This is a genomic window from Paenibacillus jepli (genome assembly GCF_047238105.1).
In the GTDB taxonomy this organism is placed as follows: domain Bacteria; phylum Bacillota; class Bacilli; order Paenibacillales; family Paenibacillaceae; genus Paenibacillus_D.
Genome location: NZ_JBDFMD010000001.1, coordinates 407873 through 429452, shown reverse-complemented (window position 1 = coordinate 429452; position 21580 = coordinate 407873). Strand labels below are relative to the sequence as shown.

Sequence of the window (21580 nt, the reverse complement as noted above, 5' to 3'; positions counted from 1 at the left end):
TGCTATCCGCAGGAGCTTTTTTATTGCCTTTGGAGTAGAAAGGAAGGGGATTGCCCATGACCACCGAATTGCAGCACATTATCACCTTGGCCAAGCAATACAACCTGATCCCGATCGCCCGTCATGCGCTGGCGGATACGGAAACGCCGATCCGCCTGTTCCAGCATTTCAGCCAGGAAAGCCATGCTTTCCTCCTCGAGAGCGTCGAGGGCGGCGTCAAATGGGCACGGTATTCGTACATCGGTACGGATCCGTTCATGCTCATCTCCGGCAAGGACGGCGTAATGACGATCGAAGACAAGCACGGCAAGCAGACGACGAGCGAGCGTCCCTTGGAGCTGCTCAAGGCGAGACTGCGCAGCTTCCGCAGTCCCGACATGCCGGGCATGCCTTCCTTTACAGGCGGGGCGATCGGATTTTTTGGTTATGACCTGCTCCAGTATTATGAGAAACTGCCGGCGCACCGGATCGACGATCTGGACATGAATGATCTGCAGTTCATGTTCTGCGATCAGATCATCGTCTTCGACCACTTCAAGCAGCAGATCCAGGTGATCGGCAACGTGCATATTCCCGAAGGGGCGACCGACACCGAGATAGCCGCTGTGTACGAGTCGACGCTGACACGTATCGATGCCGCCCTAGCCCGTCTGCAGCAGCCGCTCGCTGTACCGATGCTGACAAGCAGCGGTATGCCGACGGATCCGGATCTGGGAGAGGTCAACTCCAATGTGACCAAAGATCAATTCATTCACAACGTACAGCAGGCGAAGGAATACATCCGCGCCGGCGACATCTTCCAGGTAGTGTTGTCCCAACGCTTCAGTATCGATACCGAGGTGGATCCGCTCCACGTATACCGGGTGCTGCGAACGATGAATCCGTCGCCCTACATGTATTATCTGAAAATGGGAGAGGAGACGATCGTCGGCACATCGCCCGAAGCGCTCGTCAAGGTCGACGGGGACCGCGTCGAGACCCGGCCGATTGCCGGTACGCGGCCGCGCGGCAAGACGGATGAGGAAGATCTGGCGCTGGAGAAGGAACTGCTCGCAGATGAGAAGGAGCGGGCGGAGCATCTGATGCTGGTCGACCTGGGCCGCAATGACATCGGGCGGGTCGCCGAATTTGGTACCGTCCATTGCGACGCTTATATGGAGATCGAACGATATTCGCATGTGATGCACATCGTCTCCAATGTCTCGGGCAAGCTGCGCAAGGACAAGGATTTCTTCGACGCTTTTGTCTCCTGTATGCCCGCAGGCACCGTATCCGGCGCTCCGAAGCTGCGGGCCATGGAGATCATCGCCGAGCTGGAGAATGAAGCCCGCGGAGCATATGCCGGGGCGATCGGCTACCTCGGCTTTGGCGGCAGTCTCAATACATGCATTACGATCCGGACGATCGTCTTCAAGCACGGCAAAGCCTATGTCCAGGCAGGCGCTGGCATCGTCTGGGACTCTGTACCGGAGAAGGAATACGAGGAGACGGTGAACAAAGCCAAATCGAGCCTCAAAGCGATCCGGGCGGCTGAAGCGATGTTCCCGGCAACGGGGCACAGCGCACCAGCCGGCGCGCTCAATACGGATTACTATATACAAACCTAGGGGGAAGCTGAGATGACGACGCAGACGATGACCATGCAGCTGGCCTTGTCCCGTCTGATCGAGGGACAGGATCTGACGCGAGCCGAAGCTGCGGGCACGATGGAGATTATCATGAGCGGCGAGGCGACGCCGGCTCAGATCGCAGGGGTTGTCACAGCCCTGCGGATGAAAGGCGAGACGATCGATGAGATTACAGGGTTCGCCGAGGTGATGCGCAGCCGATCCTACCGGGTGCGGACCGAGCAGAGCGGGCTGCTGGATACTTGCGGGACCGGCGGCTCCGGCATTCACAAGTTCAATATCTCGACCGCCTCTGCGATCATCGCGGCAGCGGCCGGGGTCAGAGTGGCCAAGCATGGCAACCGGGCCATGTCGGGCAAAGCCGGCAGCGCCGATGTGCTGGAGGCGCTGGGGGTAGATATCACACTGACTGCAGAGCAAGCGGGTCAGTGTCTGGAGAAGATCGGCATCTGCTTTATGTTCGCCCAGTTGTTCCACCCCTCCATGAGACATGCCGCAGTGCCGCGCAAAGAGCTCGGGATCCGGACAATCTTCAACATGCTGGGACCGCTCACCAATCCGGCTGGAGCGGACCGGCAGCTGCTAGGGGTCTATGACCGCTCGCGGACCGAGACGGTGGCGGCGGTGCTGGGCAGACTGGGGCTGCAGCGGGCGATGGTGGTCAGCAGCCATGACGGGCTGGATGAGATCAGCATCTCGGCGCCGACCCAGATCTCCGAGCTGAAGGACGGGCAGCTGCGCACGTTTGATATCACGCCCGAGTCGCTAGGCCTGCAGACGTATCCCCTTGGCGAAGTGATGGGCGGAGATGCGGCGACCAATGCCGCGTTGATCCGCAAGGTACTAGGCGGAGAAGAGCAGGGGGCTTACCGGGCGATTGTGGCGGCCAATGCAGGTGCATGCATCTACGTCGGCGGAGCTGCTTCTTCGCTGCAGGAAGGCGTGGGCGTGGCGCTGCAGATGATCGATGAAGGCAGCGCTGCCGCCAAGCTGGAGCAATTGATCTTGACGACAGGAGAGTGCGCACATGTTTCTTGATACGATCGTAGCGGCCAAGCGGCGCGAAGTGGAGCGACTGGCCGAAGGCTTCGAGGTGCAGGACTATGAACGGCGGATCGCGGCTTTGCCGCCGTGCCGCGGCTTCGAAAAAGCGCTCACGGAACGGCGTCAGCGGAATCTGGGACTGATCGCCGAAGTGAAGAAGGCCTCGCCATCCAAGGGGCTGATCCGGGCTGATTTTGACCCCGTTGCCTTGGCACGGATCTACGAGGAAGCGGGAGCTGACTGTATTTCAGTGTTGACTGATGTCGAATTTTTCCAGGGCTCGCCTGATTATCTGACCGCTGTCAGCGAGGCTGTTCGCGTGCCTCTGCTGCGCAAGGATTTTATCATCGACCACCGGCAGGTGTATGAAGCGCGGCTCATGGGAGCGGACGCGATCCTGCTGATTGCCGCGATCCTCTCAGCCGGACAACTCGCAGAGTACGATACGCTGGCTCGCAGTCTCGGCATGGATGTGCTCGTGGAGGTGCATGACGCGCAGGAACTGGCGACGGTACTGGAGGTGGGCCAGGCAACGCTGATCGGCGTCAATAACCGGGATCTGCGCAGCTTCTCCACCGATCTGAAGACGACCGAGCGCTTGATCGGCATGATGCCTAAGACGGCTACCGTGATCAGCGAGAGCGGGATCGCAGCGCCTGAGGATATCGGCTATCTGGAGAGCATCGGCGCGCACGGCGTCCTGATCGGCGAATCATTCATGCGGCAGGCCGATGTCCGTGAAGCTGTCGATACGATCATGGGTCCGGCGGGTGTCGCATGACGACCCGAGTGAAGATCTGCGGACTGCGGGATGCAGACACGATCCGGGCGATGGACGGTCTGGCAGTCGACGAGATCGGCTTCATCTTCGCCAAGAGCCGCAGACAAGTGACGCCGGAGCAGGCGCAGGATCTGATCAGCGAAGTCTCGATGCTGCGCAATAGGCAGGGTCTGCAGCCGCGGACGGTCGGCGTCTTCGTCAATCCGACGCTGGCTGAGCTGACGGGGATCCTGGCTGCAGCGCAGCTCGATGTGGTGCAGCTGCACGGGGAAGAGGATCCCGAGCTGTGCCATGCAGTGAAGGACCAGTTGGGACGCGAGGTATGGAAGGTGCTCTCCGCCGGCGAGGAGACGGGCGATGTGGCGGCCAGGCTAGCGCCCTATGCCGGCACGATCGACGCCCTGCTCATCGATACAGCCGGCGGTGGGACGGGCAAGGCCTTCCAATGGCATTTGATCCCCGCCTATGCCGAGGAAGCTCGCCGGCTCGGCATCCCGCTCTATGTGGCAGGGGGGCTTCATTCTGGCAATGTACAGGAGCTGATCCGGGATTACGCGCCGCAAGGCATCGATATCTCGAGCGGCGTAGAGAAGGATGGCATCAAGGATATCGGATTAATCAAGCAGTTCATCGAAAGGGTGAAGGAAGCATGAAGCAAGTGCCAGACAGTAGCGGCCGGTATGGAATCTTCGGCGGACGTTATGTGCCGGAGACATTAATGAATGCTTTGTTTGAGCTCGAAGAGGCTTATAAGCATTATGCCAAAGACCCCGACTTTGTAGCAGAGGTCCGTTATTGGCTCAAAAAATATTCCGGTCGCCCGACATCGCTATATTATGCGGAGCGTCTGACGGAGCATCTGGGCGGCGCGAAGATCTATCTGAAGCGAGAGGATCTTAATCATACCGGCGCTCACAAAATCAATAATACACTCGGTCAGGGTGTACTCGCGAAGCGTATGGGCAAGACCAAGATCATTGCCGAGACCGGTGCCGGTCAGCACGGCGTCGCATCGGCAACCGTCGCGGCGCTGCTCGGTCTCGAATGCAAGGTGTTCATGGGCGAGGAGGACACCAAGCGCCAGCAGCTCAATGTGTTCCGCATGAATCTGCTGGGCGCGGAGGTGGTGCCCGTCACCTCCGGCACCAGAACGCTGAAAGACGCATGCAATGAGACGCTGCGCTACTGGGTCAGTCATGTTGACGATACGTATTATATCCTGGGATCCGTAACCGGACCGCATCCTTACCCGATGATCGTCCGCGACTTCCAGCGCATCATCGGCGATGAGACCCGTTCGCAGATGCTCGAAGAATACGGCGCGCTCCCTGATTACGTGGTCGCAGCCGTAGGCGGCGGCAGCAACGCGATCGGTATCTTCTACCCGTTCATCGAGGACGAGTCGGTCCAGCTGATCGGAGTCGAAGCAGCGGGCAGAGGCGTGGACACGGACGAGCATGCGGCGACCATGACCAAAGGCAGCCATGGCGTCTTCCAGGGCTCGCTGAGCTATGTCCTGCAGGATGATTACGGCCAGGTGCAGCCGGCACATTCGATCTCCGCCGGACTCGATTATCCCGGCATCGGGCCTGAGCATGCGTATCTCAAGGATTCGGGCCGGGCGAGCTATGTCCCGGTTACCGATGCTGAGGCGCTCGAGGCGCTGCAGCTGCTCTCCCGCAAAGAAGGCATCATCCCGGCCTTGGAGTCTGCCCATGCGATCGCCCAGACGATGAAGCTGGCGCCAACGCTCGGCCGCGACAAAACGATCGTCGTCAGCCTCTCGGGCCGCGGCGACAAGGACGTAGAATCGATTATGGGGTATCTGGGAGGGAATGCGCATGAATCGCATTGATGAGACGTTCCGGCAGCTGAGGGAGCGCAAGGAGACGGCGCTTATCCCGTTTCTGACTGTGGGCGATCCGGATCTCAAGACAACGGTCGAGATCATCCGGACGCTGGAGGAAGCCGGAGCGGACATGATCGAGCTGGGTGTTCCCTACTCGGATCCGCTAGCAGACGGTCCCGTGATCCAGCGGGCTTCCGGGCGGGCGCTGCGTCACCGCGTCACCGTAGCCGACTGCATCGAGGTCGCTTCGGCGGCCCGGGCGGCTGGCGTCAAGCTGCCATTCATCCTGTTCTCCTACTACAACCCTGTCCTGCAGCTGGGCCTTGAGCGCTTCTTCGGATTAGTCCGGGAGCATGGCATCAGCGGTCTGATCATCCCGGATCTGCCGATCGAAGAAGACGGCGAAGTGCGGGAGATGGCGGAGACGGCGGATGTACATCTGATTCCGCTGGTGGCGCCGACCTCCAATGACCGGGTGAAGCGCATTGCTGAGAAGGCCAGAGGCTTTGTGTACTGCGTGTCTTCGCTCGGGGTGACCGGCGTGCGGGCCGACTTTCATCACGGCATCGATGAGTTCCTGGAGACGGTCCGTTCCGCTACCGAGACGCCGATTGCCGTCGGCTTCGGCATCTCCAGCCGCGAGCAGGTGCTGCGCTTCGCCGGCAAGACGGATGGCGTCATCGTCGGCAGCGCCATCGTGCGCCGGATCGAGGAATCCATCCCCAAGCTGGAGGATCCCGCCCTGCGGGAAGAAGGCCTGCGCGAAATTTATGAATACGTCCGCCAACTGAAGGTTTAAATCAGCGGCGACTTATGAGACAATAGATGGCACAGAAGCGCGGTGTGCAAACACCCGTTTTCGGATACAACTGTCGATGAGGTGACCCTATTGAAGCCAAAGCAAAATATAACCCATCTCCCTGTCTACCAGCCCGGTAAACCGGTAGAGGATGTCAAGCGCGAACTTGGCCTGAGCGAAGTCATCAAGCTTGCTTCCAACGAAAATCCATACGGCTGCTCGGAGGAAGCGAAGGCTGCGATTACCGCCGAGCTGTCCAATACGAGCATTTATCCCGATGGCGCAAGCGTAGCGCTGACCCAGGATGTGGCGGCCAAGCTTGGCGTGAAGCCGGAGCAGTTGATCTTCGGAGCCGGTTCTGACGAGGTCATCCTGATGCTGGCGCGCGCCTATATCGTGGCAGGCGACGAGACGATCATGGCTGACGAGACGTTCCCGCAGTACAAGCACAATGCCGAGATCGAGAATGCGGTCGTCATCGAGGTGCCCCTCCGCGAGGGCAAGCATGATCTGGAAGCGATGCTGGCCCGGGTAACGGACAAGACCAAGATCGTCTGGATCTGCAACCCGAACAATCCTACCGGCACGATCGTTACCCATGATGAAGTCGCGGATTTTCTGCGTCGCGTGCCGGATTCGGTCCTTGTCGTGCTGGACGAAGCTTACTGTGAATACATTGATGATGCGGCATACCCCGACGGGCTGTCGCTGCTTGCCAGTCATCCCAACCTGGTGCTGCTGCGCACGTTCTCCAAGATCTATGGTCTGGCTTCGCTGCGGATCGGCTACGGCGTAGGACACCCTGATGTCATCCGTTCGATCAACCAGGTCCGCGAGCCGTTTAACACGACGCGGTTTGCCCAGACGGCGGCGCGTGCTGCCCTGGCCGACGAAGCTTTCATCACGATGTGCCGTGAAAGCAATACGAAGGGGATCCGTTATCTGGCCGGTGAGTTCGAGCGCCTGGGACTGTCTTATTTCCCGGCCTACGGCAACTTTATCATGTTCGATGCGCAGCATCCTTCCCAACAGGTATTCGACGGATTGCTCCGCAGAGGCATCATCGCCAGAGCCCGCTGGAGCTATTATCCTACGCATATCCGCATCACGGTAGGGAGCCAGGAACAAAACGAGAAGTTCATCGCCGCACTGGAGGAAGTGCTGCAGGAACTTGCAGTGCAAGTGTAGCTGATGACCAAAATTGCAATTTTTGGCGTTGGCTTGATGGGCGGCTCGCTGGCGTTGTGCTTCAAAGACAAGCCGGGGCTGCAGGTGGTCGGCCATTCGGTTCGCGAGTCGTCCGTAGCCAAATATATGGAACGCGGCGTCGTGGATCACGCCACCACTTCGATGGAAGAGGCGGCAGCGGATGCCGACTTTATCTTCCTGTGCGTACCAGTCGGATCATTGGCCGAATATGTGGAGGCGCTCAGCCGCCTGCCCTTGAAGTCCGGCTGCATCATCACCGATGTAGGCAGCACCAAGGCTTCGGTAGCCGCGTGTGCACGGGAGCTGCGGCTGGGCGGTGCGATATTTATCGGCGGGCACCCGATGGCCGGCTCGGAGCGATCCGGGGTGGAAGCGGCCACGTCGCATCTGTACGAGAATGCCTACTACGTGCTGACGCCGGAGCCGGGGACGCCGCAGGAGGCGCTGGATCGTCTGCAGGCGCTGCTCGCCTATACCAAGGCGAAGATCGTCAGCGTCGACCCCGAACTGCATGATGAGATTGTCGGCGCGATCAGCCACCTGCCGCATATCATCGCTGTGGCACTGGTCAATCAGGTGCGCGGTTACCACCAGGACAACGACCTGTACGGCATGCTGGCGGCCGGCGGCTTCCGGGATATCACCCGGATCGCTGCGAGCGAGCCGGTCGTCTGGCGCGATATCCTTCTTAACAATAAGAAGGTGCTGCTGGAGCTCCTCAAGGATTGGCAGGACGAGACGTCCCGGTTTGCCCGGCTCATCGAGCAGGAGGATGGGGACGGGGTAGAGGAGGCGTTCCGGCTGGCAGGCGCCTTCCGCAACCAGCTGCCGGAGCGGCGCAAGGGCATGATTCATTCTCTCTATGAATGTTATGTGGATGTGCCGGATCACCCGGGTATTATCGGCAAGATCGCGACGCTGCTGGGCGATCAGCACATCAACTTGAGCAATCTGCAGATTATTGAGAGCCGGGAGGATGTGCCGGGCATTTTGCGGCTCTCCTTCCGGGAGCAGGCTGATCTCGATGCTGCCCGTGAGCTGCTGGAGTCGCTCGGTTACACAGTGCACGATTAGTGAAAGCACAGGCAGGCATACGTCCTGTCTGTGCTTTTTTTTTGCGTTTATCAAAAAAAATGAAAACGCTTATTGACAAATTGAAAACGGATACATATAATAAGAACTACAGTATGGTTTCTCTCCACTCCTATCCAAACTGTTTGCCTCGAAAATAGGCATGGGCCACTTCATTGAAGTGGTCTTTTTTTTGTCTTCTTCATGAATCAATTTCATAACTCCAAATAAGCATTATGAAATTGAATTCTCATGAAAAAAAATTTAGAAAAGTTTTGGACCGCGGTTTGGTCCGGTGTGATAAAATGAAACGTATCAATGTAAATAATTGGAGATGCTTCCCATTCCGACAGAACGGTTAATGATAGATTCCTACTTTTTTAGATTACAGCCGCAACTTTTTCCTTCCGGCTCGGTATTAACTAGTAGTGAAATTTCAAAGAGATCGGTTTTTCAGCACCGATAAGGTTGAACCTCTCTTCTAGTAATCCGGTACCGGGATGATCACTCCGAAGGCCAAGGAGGGTCTCTTGCATGACGGATTCACAATTAATCAGAGAGATCAAGGATGGCAACGTACAGTTGTATTCGGATCTGATGCGAAAATATCAGCGCAAGATTCTCACTTTTATTTATCATATGCTAAAAGGCGCCGGCATGGAGATTATGGCGGAGGACTTGTGCTCGGAAACCTTTTACAAAGCGTATCGCAGCCTGCATTCGTTCCGGGAGGTAGACGCCTCCTTCTCAACCTGGCTTTACACGATCGCCCGCAATACGGTACTTAGCGAACTGCGCAAGCAAAAATCCGGGAATATCTCCCTGGATGAATCAGGATACATACCGGTTGCCCCCATAGAGACAGTACCCGAGCAGCAGCTGCTGCTTAATGAACGGATGTCGCTCGTGAGGCGAGCCATCAACAACCTGCCCGAGAAACAACGCTCCGCCCTCATCCTTCGCGAGTATGATCAACTGGAGTACCAGGAGATCGCTGCGATTCTCGGACAATCGGTCAGTTCCGTCAAATCGTTACTGTTTCGGGCAAGAGCGAGTGTCAAGTCACAGCTGGAGCCGTATTTTGGCGAGACAAGTACGATAGTGGAATACGAAGGGATGAAGTTAAGATGACATGTGAAGAAGCGCAACAAACATTCGCATGGTATTGGGATCTGGCAGACGGGGATCCGCGCAGGCTGTCGGTTGATTTGCACACGGCAGAGTGCCGGGCCTGCCAGGAAGAGCTGAAGCTCTGGGAAGAAAGCCGCCTGCTGATCCGAGCCTTGGCGGAGGAAGATGCGCCCAAAGTCTCTTATGCCGCGATGAACCGCGATGTCATGGACCGGATCTATCGAGAACAGTCGTGGCTGACGCCGCTCCGCAGACGAGGCCGTGCTCTTGCAGGCCATGTCCGCCGCAGATCGGTCGCCGCGCTCGCCTGCTGCATGGTGTTCTTTATGGTCGCACTGGCCTTCATGATGTTCGGGTCGACTTCGCCTGCGGCACCTGAGCAGATCATCCAGATGCCGGGCATGCTGGACGGCAGCGGAGTGACGACCGTCAGTGCGAAGTTTAACGAGGCGATACCGATGGCCAGCATCAGCGACCCATTTGTCCTGAACGTGCCCCGGTCCGTACCGACCTATCTGATCACCATGTCGGTCGCAGGGTTGTTGATGACGCTCCTGGCGATGAACTGGCTGCTCCGAACAAGAACCTAATGAAGCCCTCCAGCGTATGGTGCTGGAGGGTTTTCCTTTGGCATGATAAGATCTAATCAGGATAAAGGCAAAGACGAAGGAGATGGACGAAAGTGCAAATGGGATGGGTGCGGCACGGCCGTACAGCATGGAATGCGGCTGGCAAAATCCAGGGTCAGACGGATATTCCGCTCAATGAAGAGGGGACGGCGCAAGCGTTCAGACTGGCTGAGCGGCTGGCCACGGACGAGCTGCGGTGGGAGGCGGTCATCTCCAGCGACCTGCAGCGGGCCAGAGAAACCGCGAGGATCATCGCGCAGCGGTTGGGCATCCCTCTGCTGCCTGCAGATCCAAGATTGCGCGAGCGGAGCTTCGGCGAGATCGAAGGCACGACGGAAGAGGAGCGCCTGCAGCGATGGGGACCCGACTGGAGAAAGACTTATGGCGGTCAGGAATCCGATGACGAGGTGACCCGGCGCGGAATGGCGTTTATCGACGACATGCGGAAGGCCGAGCCGCAGCACAGGCTGCTCGTGGTGACGCATGGCAGCTTTTTGAGCCGGATGCTGCATTCGCTTTGCGATAATCTGGATGACAGTTATATCGGCAATATGTCCTATTCGATTTTGGAGCTGCGGGATGAATCATGGGTGTCGATATTGCATAACTGCTCCATGCATTTGCAAGATTGAGCGATCCACGTTTATTTTTCATCTTTCTTCCTATACTGGTTAGTAACAGCGCAGGGAGGTGCAGGATGAAACTTGCGGAGATGCTAGGGTATGCGGATATCGAACAGTTGAACAGGATAGCCGAGCAGTACCGGCTGCAATGCAACAGCCATTCCAAAAATGAGCTGATTCAGACTATTCTATCCACGATCAGCCGCCGGGAAGCAGTCAAGCAGCAGTTGAACGAGCTGACGATAGCCGAACGTCGGTTCCTGGGTACACTGTTGTTCGACACCCAGTACGCTTACAGCCTGGAGGAGTTGATCGCCAGAGTGCAGCAGGGGCGATTTGATCAGGAACAGAAGTCTGCTGCGATAGCCGATCGTAAGCACCAGCCCCCCGGGGGGAAGTCCCGTAAGACCAGGAGCAAGAAGATCGACCCGCCGCAGCCGGCAGGACCGCGTTCGACGATCGTCAAGTTCAAAGAGGCCGGCTGGCTGTTCAACGGCTTCTCGGGATCCTCCCGCTATCTCCTTCATGTGCCTACCGATCTTCGTGACAGATTCCGGGAGCAGATGGCATTGACGATGCGCGAGCAGCTGCAATATATCGAGGAGCCGGACGGCTTCCGGGACGAGCAGCAGCTGTTGGCTGAAGATGTACTCACCTTGCTTAGATATATCCGCCAGCATGAGCCGGCGATTACGGCCGAGGGATATATGTATAAGCGAAGTATCCTCCAGGTACTGGAATCCATGCATATTCTGGAAGAGCCGCCAGGACGCGGCGCTTGGCGATTCGGCTACGGCAAACGGATGAAGGAATATCCGAACCGGATGTCGCTGATCTATGATTACGGTTACTACGATCAGCTGTTCAAGGAAGAGTCCGGGCGACTGGTCATTGCGCCTTCAGGCACGCGGATGCTCGAGGAGCGGATGCTGCCGGAGCCAACTGAACTGTACAGGTTCTGGCTGAGGCTGTATAAGGGGGCTATCCCCAATATCCTGACGCTGGCCAACTGGATTCATGTACTTGCCGACCCATGGGTTACGACAGCCTCTTTGGCATCTCAGTTGTTGCCGTACATCAAGCCTTTTTATTATGATAACGCGTCCGATGTTCTGGAGACACGGATCCTGGCGATGATGATGCATATGGGACTGCTGCGAATCGGAGAGCATCACCGGCATGGAGGTCGTGCGAATGACCAAGATCGGCCATGCCGTCGTGTCAGGCGTGTATGTCGGAGAGAAGGATCGTATCGAGTTGGAAACGCCCGTGTGAACCGTTGACAGGCGAGTGCCGCTGCTGATAGAATGTCTTCCACCACTCTAAAGGAGGGCAACCCGGATGTACATTCCCTATCAGGGCATCATGCCTCAGATCGATCCATCCGTATACATAGCCGAAGGCGCCAAGCTGGTCGGCGATGTCCGGATCGGCAGTCAAAGCACCGTCTGGTTTAATAGCGTTCTCCGCGGCGATCTGGCACCAATCCGGATCGGCAGCCGCTGCAACATCCAGGACAACGTTGTCGCTCATGTCAATACGGATCAGCCGCTGCTGCTGGAAGACGAAGTGTCGGTAGGCCACGGCGCGATTATCCACGGCTGCAAAATAGGCAGAGGCACATTAATCGGTATGGGGGCCATCGTACTGAGCGGTGCAGAGATTGGTGAATATGCTTTAGTAGGGGCAGGTTCGCTCGTCACGGAAAACCGTACCATCCCCCCCTATACACTGGCGCTCGGCTCGCCTGCCAAGGCGGTCAGAGAACTGACCGATGCCGATCTGCTGCGGATGAAGAAGACGATGGAGAGTTATGTCCGCAAAGGCGAGGAATACACAAGCAAGTAGAGGAACGATGGTATAGCAGTCTGGCTTCAACCTGGTCTGGAGGTGCATGTATCCTATGGACAAAATGAAGGTCACTTATGAGGCGATGCTGGGATTGACTGCCGAGATGGTCCTGGACGAAGCCGTTCGGCGATTCAACAAAGAGCGAATCCAGCAAGCCATTGATCAAGCGTTGGCGGCTGGTGACGAGGATACGTTTCGCCGGCTCGCAGAGCAGTGGAACGCTCTGAGTCAAGACTAGCAGGGCGCGGGGCAGACTTATCTGCCGGGCTTGCATGCGGTTACTTGGATGAATCCAGTAGCAGCGGCAAGCCTTTTTGCTTTCTTCAGACCTGTCATGATACGATGAACAAAACGACAGACAGGAGAGCAGACGATGAAGTTCAGTGAATTAACAGAAGCACAATGGCAGGAGAACGGGATGTACTACGATACCTGCCTGCTTCCGGTCACAGGCTTGACCGGCGGCGGGAATCCGCTAGAGACGACAACGGCTCTGGAGAAGCTGGCCGATGCCATCGATCTGATCGAGCAGCCCTTCAAAGGCAGGGTAGTCATCTACCCCGCTTGTCATTATTGGGGGGCTGAGGACAAGCCGATGCTGGAGAGGCTGTGCAGCGAACTCAAACGGAGCGCCGGGTTCAAGTATGTCATTCTTGTGAGCGCGATACACTTGCCGCTGCCAGGCACGGAGCAGGCCGATCTGGTGGTCATCCCGGATCAGGACGGCAAGCTGCCCCCGGCTTCAGAGGTGAGAGAGAAAGTTATGCAATGCTGGACACGCAACAATGGATAACGATCTTCAGTCATGACTTGCGGTCATAGGCGGAATAGAGGTATAAAGCGGGCCCCCGGTGGGATCATATATTCCAGAGAAGGCCAATTGTGACAAAACGTCAACAAATTAAGAGCGGATATTTGTTCATCGACTTAAATCGACCGGCTCATTCTTGACGCTTATGGGGCTCTGAGCTATTATAAGTAATGTCCTAGTTCGTTGTGTTTTGTCCACTCGGCAGAATGCAAGATACGGTTGCTAAAGGGGGTAGAACAGAAGATGGAAGAAAAGGAACGCACGTATTTGCCTGATGAAGAGCGTCAACGTGAAGCCGCGCATCAACCTGTACGTCGCAAAGAGATGTCCCGGCGTCAGTTTCTAGCATATACATTGGGCGGCGCAACGGCATTTATGGGTGTTGGAGCCGTGCTCCCGATGATCCGCTTTGCCGTGGATCCACTGCTGATGCCGCAAGCGGAAGGGACATTCGTCAAGGTCGTCGAGGAGAGCAGCGTCACGGAAGAACCGCAGGAATTCCGCTTTCAGATCAACCAGGTCGACGGTTGGTACGAGAGCACGCCGGAGTTGACGGCATGGATCTCCAGAGGCGCTGACGGCACGATCTTCGCGCTCTCGCCGATCTGCAAGCATCTGGGCTGTACGATCAACTGGAATACGCAAAATGACAATCAGTACTTTTGTCCTTGCCACGACGCCAAGTACGACAAGGACGGCAAGAACCTGGCCGTCGCGCCGAACCCGCTCGACGAGTACGAAGTGGAGCTCCGCGAAGGCGTCGTATACCTCGGTCCACTGAAGCCGAACACAAGAGTTTGATAAGGAGGGCGTAGAATCAGATGTTTAAAGGCATATACAACTGGATTGACGATCGTCTTGATATAACGCCTATGTGGAGGGACGTAGCGGACCATGAGGTCCCTGAGCACGTAAACCCGGCCCACCACTTCTCCGCCTTTGTGTATTGCTTCGGCGGACTGACGTTTTTCATCACCATCATTCAGATCCTCTCCGGGATGTTCCTGACGATGTATTACGTGCCGGATATTATCAATGCTTATGCAAGCGTTGACTACCTCCAGCACAAGGTCGCCTTCGGCGCCATCGTCCGCGGGATGCATCACTGGGGCGCAAGTCTCGTTATCGTTATGATGTTCCTACATACCCTTCGGGTTTTCTTCACAGGCTCTTACAAGGCGCCTCGCGAGATGAACTGGGTTGTAGGCATGCTCATTTTCTTCATCATGCTTGGTCTGGGCTTCACCGGGTACCTGCTGCCTTGGGATAACAAAGCTTACTTTGCGACCAAGGTCGGCATGCAGATTGCGGAGTCCGTCCCTTATATCGGCGTCTATATCAAAGAGCTCATGCAGGGCGGCGAGATCGTCGGCGCGCAGACGCTTACACGCTTCTTCGCGATCCACGTGTTCTTCCTGCCTGGCGCTCTCCTGGCGATGCTGGCGGCACACTTTATCATGATCCGCAGACAGGGCATTTCCGGACCACTATAGACGAAAGGAGGGTTCCTCATGGCGCATGGCCATAATTCCAAAGAAAAAGTTGTGTACGTTGGCGATTCCCGCGTCCGCAAGGGCTCGATGCCGAATACGCCAGTGGATTACACTGCTTTTCCTGGGAAGTCCGAGGCATTCATCCCGAACTTTCTGTTGAAAGAGTGGATGGTCGGTGTAGTTGCCCTGGTCGGCTTCCTGGCTCTTACCATTGCGCATCCGGCACCGCTCGGCTATCCGGCGGATCCGACGAATGCCAGCTTTATCCCGATGCCGGACTGGTACTTCCTGTTCCTGTATCAATTGTTGAAGTATCCTTATGTTTCGGGCGATTATGTCGTTCTCGGTACCGTAGGCGTGCCGGGCGTTGCCTTCGGAGCGCTCCTGCTGGCGCCGTTTCTGGACACCGGCAAGGAACGCCGCTTCTACAAAAGACCGATTGCCTCGGGCTTGCTGATCCTGTCCATCCTGGCTTGTGTATACTTGACCAAGGTGTCGTGGGATCATTATCAGCATCAGCTTGAGATCAACAACGTCACACCTGAGCATATCGACCGTGCGGAGAAGGCGAGACAAGCCCATGAAGCCGGTCAGCCGCGGCCGAATCCGATCCAGCGCGAAGAAGCGGCCGAGGTGCCGATCGTCGATGCAGATGATCCGGCGATGGAGCTCGCAGCTTCCTGTCTGCAGTGCCACGGTTCCGATATGAAGGGTATGCCAGGTGCAGGCATCCCTTCGCTCAGAGGAGTAGGCGACAAGCTCACCGAAGAGCAGATTGCCGATATCATCACCAACGGACAGGGCGCGATGCCTTCGCAGGCCGATCAGTTCTCGACAGAAGAGATTGACCAGATTGCCAACTGGCTGTCCAGACAAAAAGCCGAGGCTGCCGAATAATAAGCCAACACTTGAACCTGACCCGCAGCGCTGCGGTCAGGTTCTTCTTTTGAATCTGGGATATATAAAGGAGCGTGGCGTCTTGTCAATATCTTTCTTCTGGAGCCGGGCATTGCTGACGAGCCGTCCCTTCCTCTGGCTGCTGTTTATTGTGAACCTGCTGGGCACGATCTACGGATATATGTGGTACGGCAATCAATTGATCTATACGGCCAGCAACCATCCGCTGTGGCAGCTCATTTTTGTCCCGGACAGTCCGACAGCAAGCCTGTTTTTTACGATCGCTTTGCTCTATCTGCTGTTCCCTCCGCGTCTGCCACAGGCAGCGGCCAGAGGGGTCAGGATGCTCATCGAAGCATTGGCAGCGGCTACCTCGGTCAAGTACGGGATCTGGGCGGTCGCGATGATCTTCGCAGGCTATGCCCAGGGCGACTCACTCGGGTGGCAGGACTGGATGCTGATCTTCTCGCATCTGGGGATGGCTCTGGAAGCCTTGCTGTTCGTGCGGTTTATGACGTTTGGCCGGCTGGCGTTGGCAGCGGCCGCAGGCTGGCTGCTGTTGAATGACACGCTTGATTATACTTTTGGGATCTTCCCGTGGCTTCCCAGAGTGCTGCAGGACGATCTGACGGTTATCCAGTGGTTCACTGTGGGACTGTCTCTAGCAAGTGTAGCAGTAGTATGGCTTGCGATGGCTAGCCGGGACAAGTCCGCCAAGGCTGCCGGGTTGCCCGAGTCATAATCAGTCCCATCCTCCCATAGGATGATATGGGGGGATGTCCTATGAGAAGATGGACGCTGCTGACAACTGTACTGTTGGTCGCGATAACGGGAATAGCGCTATATACTTCGGCTACGATCCGGGCAAACGTTCCTCAGGTACGAACGAACGAGCTGACTGAGGCGGCGCAGGCACTCTATCACTCGGCTGCCCAGGGCAATCGCCAGCTTGTCTACCAGCAGGTACAGCAGCTAAGGCACAAATCGGCCCGTCCCGAGCTCCGGGCATCAGGACAAGCCGAAGGTTGGGGCGAGATCGACCAGATGCTCGGAGAGCTGACGAGCGGCCTTCAGGGTGCCAGCAGCGCGCATGAGGTAAGGGTGGCCAGCGCGCGTCTGTCGCTTGCTTTCGATGCACTGCAGAGCGGCCCCAATGCAGCCTGGCGTTCCTATTATCCGCTCCTCCGGGAAGATATCAGCCGACTCAACAAAGCGTGGCACAGGCAGACAGATGATCATGCCTCGGCGGCACTCGCAGCGGCGCGGGGGATGAGGGAGCACTACCGGATGATCGAAGCGGCCGCGCTCTTGCAGCAGCAGCCTGCTCTGGTACAAACGCTGGATATTTCCATTCACTATATGATCACGCAGTTGGAGACGGCTGAGCGCGACGGGCTCCGGCACATTTCGGTATCGCACGCGATCCGATCCCTCTCGGATGACGTGGACCGTATGTTTCAGCTGTCGGCTGACAGTGTCCCGGATCCGGTCATCGCTATCGACCGGGGCAAAATGCCGCTTCGGTTCATCTTTATGCTCGGACTGATGATCGTAGCAGTATTGCTGTATGCAGGCTGGCAACGGTACAAATATGACCGTGATCGCTATACCAAAGCATAGAATTCGAGTGCGTATAAGGCGCTGCCCAGTTAGGGTTGGCGTCTTTTTTAAATTTATAAGCGTTTTTGCTTGTAAAGAGTTCAAACGTTTTCGGGGCCCCCGCAAAGTACCTGAATTCGCTTCGAAGATAAGCACCACTTTATGGGGAATGCTAGTCGGGCCGGAATCCTTCGCCGACGACATCCTGAACATCGTGGATGACGATAAAAGCTGCTGGATCGGCTTCCCGGATCACCCGTCTCATCTTGCGAATCTCATGGCGGGCGACGACACAATAGACCATCTCCCTGGCTTGACCGGAGAATGCACCGACCGCCGGCATGAGCGTCGCCCCGCGGTCGAGCCCGTCAGCGATCGCCGCTGCTACCTCTGGGCCTTTCGCTGTGATGACTGAAAAGGCCCTGGCTGCGTAGGCGCCCTCTTGGACAAAGTCGATCAGCTTGGAAGCGATGAAGACGGCGACAAGCGTGTACAATACTTTCTCCTTGGAGATGAACAGCAGCGAGAGGCTGATGATCGCAGCATCCAGCATAAGGATGATCTGTCCCATGCTCCAGCCCGTCTTGGCGGAGACGATCCTGGCGATGATATCGGCGCCGCCCGTCGTGCCGCCGAAGCGGAATACGATGCCCAGCCCCAGGCCGATCGTGACGCCAGCATACAGGGCAGCCAGCATATAGTCGGTAGAAGTGACGAGGGGGGACATCCAGCCAGCATGTATCAGCAATTCAAAGAGAGCGAGGGCTCCCGAGAGCGACAGAGCGCCGATAATGGTATAGATCATCTGACGCCAGCCGAGCATATAAGTCCCGAGGAAGAACAAAGGAATATTAAGCAGCAGGGTAGTAATCGACAGCGGCCACCCGAATGCATAATTCAGCAGCACGGCGATCCCGGTGACACCGCCCTCCATCAACTGGTTCGGCAAAATAAAGTAGTGCAGTCCGAACGCATAGACTGCCGCCCCGCATACAATAGGTACTATGGTGCCGGCGGCCCGCGCCACGGGATGAGCCATCGTCATCTTCCTCTCCAACCGGAAATTGGCTATGGTTCTAGTATGCACACTCCCGCCTTTATCCTATGCCGGTGACTCGCGGCGGCACATATGCCTGACTATTGTCTTCAAGCTGGCTTTGCGATAACATATGGAGTGATACGGTTAGGGGGAAGGGCCATGGCAGACAAGTCGCTATCGGCGATCCAGAAGGAAGTCGACGATTATATCTCGCAGTTCAAAGAAGGCTACTTTAGCCCGCTCTCCATGCTTGCCCGGATGAGTGAGGAAGTCGGCGAGCTGGCCCGCGAGGTGAACCACACCTATGGGGAGAAGCCCAAAAAGCGCGACGAGGCGGATAATTCCATTGAGATGGAGCTCGGGGATATTTTGTTTATCCTGGCCTGCTTCGCCAACTCGCTCGGTATCGATCTGACCGAGGCGCATGACAAGGTGATGCACAAATTCAACACCCGCGATGCCGCTCGCTGGACGAGAAAAGACGAACCGTAAGCGGGAGCCGTACATATGCTGTATCATCCCTGTGTACAAGGAGGATGGGCGTATGAACGGCGATGAGGCAATCAAAAAAGCTTACGAGTCCATCCTGGGCGGAGACTTCGAGCAGGCTGTCGTCTGGTTCGAGCAGGCGATCGCCGCATGCCCGGACGAGGCGGACTATCACTATCGCTGCTCGATCACATGCGCACGCAGCGCCAAGTGGAGCAAGGCCATGCATCATGCCGAAGAGGCAGTCCGTCTGGATGGAGCTCATCAGGAATACAAGTACCATCTTGATACGGTTACCGCAAGGATGATGGCAGTGGAGGCTGCGCAGCTGCTTGAGAGCGAACCGCAATCTTCTGAGGCAGCAATCTCTCTGCTGGAGCGGTCGATCGAGCTCGACCCGCTGCATGGCGAGGCTTATTTGCTGCTCGGTGCGGCGCTGGCTGAGAGGTCGCGTTACACAGAAGCGGTCTCGATCCTCAAGACATTGCTGGAGCTCGACCCCCAGCATGGGCCCGGACGCCGGTTGTATGCCGAATACAGACGCAAGAGAAGAGCTGCTTTGTCCCGTGCGGGACGGACAATAAGACGAAGGAACAGGTGATTACACAAATGACACAACCTATCAAAGTAGCAGTAACCGGAGCAGGCGGCAGGATGGGCCGCGAGGTCGTCAAAATGGTGTTGGAGGATGAGGCACTTGCGCTCGCTGCTGCGGTTGATCCGTCTGCAGGACCGATCGATGCCGGCTCGCTTGCAGGCAAGCCGGCTACCGGTGTGATCGTAACTGACGATCTGGACGCGGCGCTGCGCGACTCCGGGGCTCAGGTGCTGGTCGATTTTACGGTGCCTCAAGCAGCTTACGGCAATACGGTGAAGGCAATCGAATATAACGTTCGTCCGGTAGTTGGCACAACGGGCTTCTCGGCGGAGCAGATTGAATCGTTGGACAAGCTTTGCCGCGAAGCGGAGATCGGCGGGTTGATCGCGCCGAACTTTTCGATCGGGGCACTGCTGATGATGAAGTTCGCCGCCGAGGCGGCCAAATATATGCCGCATGTCGAGATTATCGAATATCATGGAGACCAAAAGCTGGATGCTCCGTCCGGCACATCGATCAAAACGGCAGAATTGATCGCTGAGACAAGACAGGAGCTGCGTCAGGGCAACCCGAAGGAAGAGGAATTGATCGAAGGCTCCAGAGGCGGTTATTATAATGGCTTCCGCATCCACAGTGTGCGGCTGCCCGGCGTATTTGCCCAGCAGGAGGTCATCTTCGGAGGACACGGCCAGACGCTCAAGATTCGTCACGATTCGTACGAGCGCGCGGGTTACATGCCCGGCGTCAATGTGGCGGTCAAAAAAGTCATGGGCTATACAGGCATGATCTACGGCTTCGAGCATTTGATGGACTAACCGACTACCAAGGGACAGCCGACGGGGGAGAGAGAGCAGATGAATATCGCGTTTATCGCGCATGACCGCAAGAAAGAAGAAATGGTGAACTTCGTAATTGCCTATGAGCCTGTCTTTAAGCAGAACCACACGTTGTACTCGACCGGGACGACCGGGACGCGCATCATGGAGCAAACCTCGCTGAAGATCCACCGTTTCATGTCGGGGCCGCTTGGGGGGGACCAACAGATCGGGGCTATGGTCGCTCAGAATGAGATGGATTTGATCATTTTCCTCCGCGATCCGTTGATGGCTCAGCCTCACGAGCCCGATATTATCGCACTGCTGCGTCTGTGCGATGTGCAAGGGATCCCGGTAGCTACCAATGTGGCGACAGCTGAGCTGTTGGTCAAAGCGTTGCAGCGCGGCGATTTTGCATGGCGTGAGCTTGTCCACAAGTACAAGCCTGGCGAGGAGTTGTCATGAGCAGCGACTCGCTGGATATCCTGGCTTTTGGCGCTCATCCCGATGATGTCGAGATCGGCATGGCCGGGACGATCGCCAAGCAGGTGGAGGCCGGGAGCAGGGTCGGCATCTGCGATCTGACGCGTGCGGAGATGTCATCCAACGGCACCGTGGAGCTGCGGCAGCAGGAAGCTGCCGCAGCCTCCGCGGTGCTTGGTCTATCCGCACGGAGCTGCCTGGACCTGCCGGACCGCGGGTTGACGGGCTCAGAGGAACAGATCGCCGCAGTGACGGCGGAGATTCGCAAAGCGAGGCCGCGGATCGTCTTTGCTCCCTATTGGCAGGATCGGCACCCCGATCATATCGCTTGCAGCCGGCTGATCGAGCAGGCGGTATTCAATGCCAAGCTGCGGCGCTATTTGCCGGAATTGCCTCCGGTTAGTGTGGAACAGCTGATCTTCTATTATATTAATGATGTCGAGGCTGTCAACCTGATGGTGGATGTCAGTGCCCACTATGAGAAGAAACGACAGGCGCTTGGCTGTTACCGCTCCCAGTTCGAGGCTGCGGCACCTGGAGAAGATCGCGTAGTTACACCTTTGACGGGCGCCTACATCGCCAATGTCGAAGCGAGAGACCGATTGCTCGGTTCCCAGAGGACCTGGGCATTCGCTGAAGGCTTTGCAGTCAAGCGGCCCCAGCCGATTCATTTATTCTAATACCGGCTAATACAAATAGATAAACTCAGCTTGTTGAAAAAGCGCCGATGGGTGCGGAATC

Annotated in this window: 26 protein-coding genes; 25 read left to right on the top strand and 1 reads right to left on the bottom strand. The window is 56.9% G+C overall.

Features of this window, described 5'->3' with window-relative positions; translation table 11 throughout:
- Positions 1-56: 56 nt before the first annotated feature.
- From trpE to ABC336_RS01915, 20 genes are all read left to right on the top strand, one after another.
- Positions 57-1607 carry an anthranilate synthase component I gene (gene trpE / locus ABC336_RS02010; protein ID WP_413237070.1) on the top strand — a complete coding sequence of 517 codons (1551 nt, stop codon included), beginning with the start codon at positions 57-59 and terminating at the stop codon, positions 1605-1607.
- A gap of 12 nt (positions 1608-1619) precedes the next feature.
- The gene (gene trpD, locus ABC336_RS02005) at positions 1620-2666 is read left to right on the top strand and encodes an anthranilate phosphoribosyltransferase (protein ID WP_413237069.1); all 1047 of its coding nucleotides are present in this window, start codon (positions 1620-1622) and stop codon (positions 2664-2666) included.
- Positions 2656-3453, top strand: a complete 798-nt coding sequence (trpC, locus tag ABC336_RS02000; protein WP_413237068.1) for an indole-3-glycerol phosphate synthase TrpC — start codon at positions 2656-2658, stop codon at positions 3451-3453. Before trpD ends, trpC begins: the two co-directional genes overlap by 11 nt.
- Complete coding sequence (locus ABC336_RS01995; protein ID WP_413237067.1) at positions 3450-4106, top strand: phosphoribosylanthranilate isomerase; 657 nt, start codon at positions 3450-3452, stop codon at positions 4104-4106. Before trpC ends, ABC336_RS01995 begins: the two co-directional genes overlap by 4 nt.
- Complete coding sequence (gene trpB, locus ABC336_RS01990) at positions 4103-5308, top strand: tryptophan synthase subunit beta (RefSeq protein WP_413237066.1); 1206 nt, start codon at positions 4103-4105, stop codon at positions 5306-5308. The genes ABC336_RS01995 and trpB overlap by 4 nt, the downstream gene beginning before the upstream one ends.
- A complete protein-coding gene (trpA, locus tag ABC336_RS01985; RefSeq protein WP_413237065.1) occupies positions 5295-6101 on the top strand; it encodes a tryptophan synthase subunit alpha in 807 nt (268 codons plus the stop codon). Before trpB ends, trpA begins: the two co-directional genes overlap by 14 nt.
- A 90-nt stretch (positions 6102-6191) precedes the next feature.
- Positions 6192-7289, top strand: coding sequence for a histidinol-phosphate transaminase (hisC, locus tag ABC336_RS01980; RefSeq protein WP_413237064.1), 1098 nt, complete (start codon positions 6192-6194; stop codon positions 7287-7289).
- A gap of 3 nt (positions 7290-7292) precedes the next feature.
- Positions 7293-8384, top strand: coding sequence for a prephenate dehydrogenase (locus ABC336_RS01975; RefSeq protein WP_413237063.1), 1092 nt, complete (start codon positions 7293-7295; stop codon positions 8382-8384).
- Positions 8385-8915: 531 nt separating this feature from the next.
- Positions 8916-9512 (top strand): RNA polymerase sigma factor, encoded by a 597-nt coding sequence (locus tag ABC336_RS01970; RefSeq protein WP_413237062.1) that lies wholly within the window; start codon positions 8916-8918, stop codon positions 9510-9512.
- Positions 9509-10102, top strand: coding sequence for an anti-sigma factor (locus tag ABC336_RS01965; RefSeq protein WP_413237061.1), 594 nt, complete (start codon positions 9509-9511; stop codon positions 10100-10102). The genes ABC336_RS01970 and ABC336_RS01965 overlap by 4 nt, the downstream gene beginning before the upstream one ends.
- Positions 10103-10200: 98 nt before the next feature.
- Positions 10201-10773, top strand: a complete 573-nt coding sequence (locus ABC336_RS01960) for a histidine phosphatase family protein (protein ID WP_413242414.1) — start codon at positions 10201-10203, stop codon at positions 10771-10773.
- A gap of 65 nt (positions 10774-10838) precedes the next feature.
- Positions 10839-12047, top strand: coding sequence for a hypothetical protein (locus tag ABC336_RS01955; protein WP_413237060.1), 1209 nt, complete (start codon positions 10839-10841; stop codon positions 12045-12047).
- Between the two features lie 58 nt (positions 12048-12105).
- Positions 12106-12612: a gamma carbonic anhydrase family protein gene (locus ABC336_RS01950; RefSeq protein ID WP_413237059.1), complete on the top strand. Its 507-nt coding sequence runs from the start codon at positions 12106-12108 to the stop codon at positions 12610-12612.
- Between the two features lie 55 nt (positions 12613-12667).
- Positions 12668-12853 (top strand): IDEAL domain-containing protein, encoded by a 186-nt coding sequence (locus ABC336_RS01945; RefSeq protein ID WP_413237058.1) that lies wholly within the window; start codon positions 12668-12670, stop codon positions 12851-12853.
- Between the two features lie 135 nt (positions 12854-12988).
- Positions 12989-13408: a DUF2487 family protein gene (locus tag ABC336_RS01940; RefSeq protein ID WP_413237057.1), complete on the top strand. Its 420-nt coding sequence runs from the start codon at positions 12989-12991 to the stop codon at positions 13406-13408.
- A gap of 261 nt (positions 13409-13669) precedes the next feature.
- Positions 13670-14227, top strand: a complete 558-nt coding sequence (locus ABC336_RS01935) for a Rieske (2Fe-2S) protein (RefSeq protein WP_413237056.1) — start codon at positions 13670-13672, stop codon at positions 14225-14227.
- A 20-nt stretch (positions 14228-14247) separates the two neighbouring features.
- Positions 14248-14919 carry a menaquinol-cytochrome c reductase cytochrome b subunit gene (gene qcrB / locus ABC336_RS01930; RefSeq protein WP_413237055.1) on the top strand — a complete coding sequence of 224 codons (672 nt, stop codon included), beginning with the start codon at positions 14248-14250 and terminating at the stop codon, positions 14917-14919.
- Positions 14920-14937: 18 nt separating this feature from the next.
- On the top strand, positions 14938-15816 hold the full coding sequence (locus tag ABC336_RS01925; RefSeq protein ID WP_413237054.1) for a menaquinol-cytochrome c reductase cytochrome b/c subunit: 879 nt from the start codon (positions 14938-14940) through the stop codon (positions 15814-15816).
- 82 nt (positions 15817-15898) lie between these two features.
- Positions 15899-16558, top strand: coding sequence for a DUF1405 domain-containing protein (locus tag ABC336_RS01920; RefSeq protein WP_413237053.1), 660 nt, complete (start codon positions 15899-15901; stop codon positions 16556-16558).
- A 41-nt stretch (positions 16559-16599) separates the two neighbouring features.
- Positions 16600-17436 (top strand): sporulation protein YpjB, encoded by an 837-nt coding sequence (locus ABC336_RS01915; protein WP_413237052.1) that lies wholly within the window; start codon positions 16600-16602, stop codon positions 17434-17436.
- A 151-nt stretch (positions 17437-17587) separates the two neighbouring features.
- Here ABC336_RS01915 and ABC336_RS01910 read toward each other — a convergent pair whose 3' ends face one another.
- Positions 17588-18454: a YitT family protein gene (locus ABC336_RS01910; protein WP_413237051.1), complete on the bottom strand. Its 867-nt coding sequence runs from the start codon at positions 18452-18454 to the stop codon at positions 17588-17590.
- A 159-nt stretch (positions 18455-18613) separates the two neighbouring features.
- On the opposite strand from ABC336_RS01910, the gene ABC336_RS01905 reads away from it, so the two are divergent.
- Genes ABC336_RS01905 through bshB1 form a run of 5 tightly spaced genes read left to right on the top strand, consistent with a single transcriptional unit; the run spans position 18614 to position 21519 of the window.
- A complete protein-coding gene (locus tag ABC336_RS01905) occupies positions 18614-18946 on the top strand; it encodes a nucleotide pyrophosphohydrolase (protein ID WP_413237050.1) in 333 nt (110 codons plus the stop codon).
- 52 nt (positions 18947-18998) lie between these two features.
- Positions 18999-19544: a tetratricopeptide repeat protein gene (locus tag ABC336_RS01900; RefSeq protein ID WP_413237049.1), complete on the top strand. Its 546-nt coding sequence runs from the start codon at positions 18999-19001 to the stop codon at positions 19542-19544.
- Positions 19545-19552: 8 nt separating this feature from the next.
- Entirely contained in the window at positions 19553-20356 is an 804-nt protein-coding gene (gene dapB, locus ABC336_RS01895) for a 4-hydroxy-tetrahydrodipicolinate reductase (protein WP_413237048.1), read from the top strand.
- 39 nt (positions 20357-20395) lie between these two features.
- Positions 20396-20821 (top strand): methylglyoxal synthase, encoded by a 426-nt coding sequence (locus tag ABC336_RS01890; protein WP_128655906.1) that lies wholly within the window; start codon positions 20396-20398, stop codon positions 20819-20821.
- On the top strand, positions 20818-21519 hold the full coding sequence (bshB1, locus tag ABC336_RS01885; protein WP_413237047.1) for a bacillithiol biosynthesis deacetylase BshB1: 702 nt from the start codon (positions 20818-20820) through the stop codon (positions 21517-21519). Before ABC336_RS01890 ends, bshB1 begins: the two co-directional genes overlap by 4 nt.
- Positions 21520-21580 lie beyond the last annotated feature (61 nt).

Bases quoted from the DNA above. Each gene is read 5' to 3' on its own strand.
- ABC336_RS01905 (WP_413237050.1), top strand. From the start codon at position 18,614: ATGGCAGACAAGTCGCTATCGGCGATCCAGAAGGAAGTCGACGATTAT.
- ABC336_RS01925 (WP_413237054.1), top strand. From the start codon at position 14,938: ATGGCGCATGGCCATAATTCCAAAGAAAAAGTTGTGTACGTTGGCGAT.
- ABC336_RS01910 (WP_413237051.1), bottom strand. From the start codon at position 18,454: ATGGCTCATCCCGTGGCGCGGGCCGCCGGCACCATAGTACCTATTGTA.
- dapB (WP_413237048.1), top strand. From the start codon at position 19,553: ATGACACAACCTATCAAAGTAGCAGTAACCGGAGCAGGCGGCAGGATG.
- ABC336_RS01975 (WP_413237063.1), top strand. From the start codon at position 7,293: ATGACCAAAATTGCAATTTTTGGCGTTGGCTTGATGGGCGGCTCGCTG.
- bshB1 (WP_413237047.1), top strand. From the start codon at position 20,818: ATGAGCAGCGACTCGCTGGATATCCTGGCTTTTGGCGCTCATCCCGAT.
- ABC336_RS01995 (WP_413237067.1), top strand. From the start codon at position 3,450: ATGACGACCCGAGTGAAGATCTGCGGACTGCGGGATGCAGACACGATC.
- ABC336_RS01970 (WP_413237062.1), top strand. From the start codon at position 8,916: ATGACGGATTCACAATTAATCAGAGAGATCAAGGATGGCAACGTACAG.
- ABC336_RS01950 (WP_413237059.1), top strand. From the start codon at position 12,106: ATGTACATTCCCTATCAGGGCATCATGCCTCAGATCGATCCATCCGTA.
- trpA (WP_413237065.1), top strand. From the start codon at position 5,295: ATGAATCGCATTGATGAGACGTTCCGGCAGCTGAGGGAGCGCAAGGAG.
- ABC336_RS01900 (WP_413237049.1), top strand. From the start codon at position 18,999: ATGAACGGCGATGAGGCAATCAAAAAAGCTTACGAGTCCATCCTGGGC.
- ABC336_RS01935 (WP_413237056.1), top strand. From the start codon at position 13,670: ATGGAAGAAAAGGAACGCACGTATTTGCCTGATGAAGAGCGTCAACGT.
- ABC336_RS01915 (WP_413237052.1), top strand. From the start codon at position 16,600: ATGAGAAGATGGACGCTGCTGACAACTGTACTGTTGGTCGCGATAACG.
- trpE (WP_413237070.1), top strand. From the start codon at position 57: ATGACCACCGAATTGCAGCACATTATCACCTTGGCCAAGCAATACAAC.
- ABC336_RS01890 (WP_128655906.1), top strand. From the start codon at position 20,396: ATGAATATCGCGTTTATCGCGCATGACCGCAAGAAAGAAGAAATGGTG.
- trpC (WP_413237068.1), top strand. From the start codon at position 2,656: ATGTTTCTTGATACGATCGTAGCGGCCAAGCGGCGCGAAGTGGAGCGA.
- ABC336_RS01940 (WP_413237057.1), top strand. From the start codon at position 12,989: ATGAAGTTCAGTGAATTAACAGAAGCACAATGGCAGGAGAACGGGATG.
- trpB (WP_413237066.1), top strand. From the start codon at position 4,103: ATGAAGCAAGTGCCAGACAGTAGCGGCCGGTATGGAATCTTCGGCGGA.
- ABC336_RS01955 (WP_413237060.1), top strand. From the start codon at position 10,839: ATGAAACTTGCGGAGATGCTAGGGTATGCGGATATCGAACAGTTGAAC.
- ABC336_RS01960 (WP_413242414.1), top strand. From the start codon at position 10,201: ATGGGATGGGTGCGGCACGGCCGTACAGCATGGAATGCGGCTGGCAAA.
- ABC336_RS01945 (WP_413237058.1), top strand. From the start codon at position 12,668: ATGGACAAAATGAAGGTCACTTATGAGGCGATGCTGGGATTGACTGCC.
- trpD (WP_413237069.1), top strand. From the start codon at position 1,620: ATGACGACGCAGACGATGACCATGCAGCTGGCCTTGTCCCGTCTGATC.
- qcrB (WP_413237055.1), top strand. From the start codon at position 14,248: ATGTTTAAAGGCATATACAACTGGATTGACGATCGTCTTGATATAACG.
- ABC336_RS01965 (WP_413237061.1), top strand. From the start codon at position 9,509: ATGACATGTGAAGAAGCGCAACAAACATTCGCATGGTATTGGGATCTG.